Genomic DNA, 1,283 nt, shown 5'->3' with positions numbered 1-1,283 from the left:
CCGTGCCGCTCGGCCAGGCGCTCGCCGATCTGGTGACCACGGCGGTGGGGCTCGTGCCGCTGGCGCTCGTCGGGCTCGCCATGGGGTGGCGGATCGAGGGCGGGCCGTTCGCCGCGGCGGGCGCGTTCGGGCTGCTGATGCTCTTCCGGTTCGCGACCACCTGGATCGGGATCCTGCTCGGTCTCGCCTCGCAGAGCGAGGAGGCGGCGGGCCAGCTCGGCGGCGCGACGTTCATGCTGCCGCTGCTTTCGAACGCCTACATCCCGACCGACGGACTGCCGTCCTGGGTACGCTTCGTCGCCGAGTGGAATCCGATCAGCGCGGTGGCGACGGCGGTGCGCGACCTGTGCGGCAACGCTCCCGTCCCGACGGACGCCGCCTGGCCGGTCACGCACCCCGTCGCGGGAGCGGTCCTGTGGTCGCTGGCGCTGCTCGCGCTCTGCGTCCCGCTGGCCGTCCGCCGGTACGCGCAGGGCGCGCGGTAGAAGCGACGGACACCCCTGCTCCAACTACAGCAAAACCGCACCGACCGGGGGAGTTTGGGCATATCGGCCCAGCGGTCGCTGCGGTTCGGCTGAATCTTTGCGGTGTCAACGGGTGCACACGGCACGGGTGTTGTGCGCGGGGGTGATGGGTGACTACGGAGCGGGGCGGAGTGGGGGGAAAGATCCGCCGCGGAGCGGCGGTTCAGTCCCGGGGACCACCCGCGGTCAGCGTCCGCCGAACAGCGAACGCCGCAACCGGCGCAGCGGCGCGAAGAGCGAGACACGGCTCACTCGTGCACCCCTGGTGCTGCGGGCGTGCGCGGCGTCACGTGAGGTCAGCTCACGCATCAGCAACGTCGCCTCGTGCGCCTCGCGCTGCGGGACGGCGGGGCCGCCCAGCACCGAGAGGTGACGGTCGAGACGCGAGCTGGTCGCGCTGCTGCCACAAGTGATCGCAGGGACACGCGCCCTGCTGCGCACTGTTATCTGTTCCATGTCACTCCCCACCCGTACGAGGGCACCCGGCCCAGGGCAGGTTAACCCTATCGCCCCATCGGTACACGCGTGTATCCCGGTCACAGGATTCACCTACCCCGCAAGGTGGTTGACGATTACTCTCCGAATCCGACTGATTCCAGGGCGAGTTGGACAAACAGCCTGACAGTGGGGCGGAGGGCGGCCGATCGCCCCATGGGCGGGGGGCGGCAGCCCGTCCCCCGCGCGGCCGGGGCGGACCGGACGTGGGCTATCTCACGTGCGGTTTCCCTCGCTGCGACACGGTGCGGGCCCGGGCCCGGG

2 protein-coding genes are annotated in these 1,283 nt (G+C 71.2%); one reads left to right on the top strand and one right to left on the bottom strand.

The genetic code is table 11. From position 1 onward, the window contains the following. Nucleotides 1–485, top strand: a 485-nt coding sequence (locus AOK03_RS37970; RefSeq protein WP_157869196.1) for an ABC transporter permease, incomplete at its 5' end; no start/stop codon positions are given. A 225-nt stretch (nt 486–710) separates the two neighbouring features. Here the strand turns inward: AOK03_RS37970 and AOK03_RS41540 are convergent. Further along, complete coding sequence (locus tag AOK03_RS41540) at nt 711–980, bottom strand: hypothetical protein (protein WP_079075229.1); 270 nt, start codon at nt 978–980, stop codon at nt 711–713. Nucleotides 981–1,283: the final 303 nt, after the last annotated feature.

The organism is Streptomyces atriruber (genome assembly GCF_001418325.1).
Lineage (GTDB): Bacteria > Actinomycetota > Actinomycetes > Streptomycetales > Streptomycetaceae > Streptomyces > Streptomyces atriruber.
This window is presented reverse-complemented; position numbering and strand designations above follow the sequence as displayed.

Bases quoted from the DNA above. Each gene is read 5' to 3' on its own strand.
- AOK03_RS41540 (WP_079075229.1), bottom strand. From the start codon at position 980: ATGGAACAGATAACAGTGCGCAGCAGGGCGCGTGTCCCTGCGATCACT.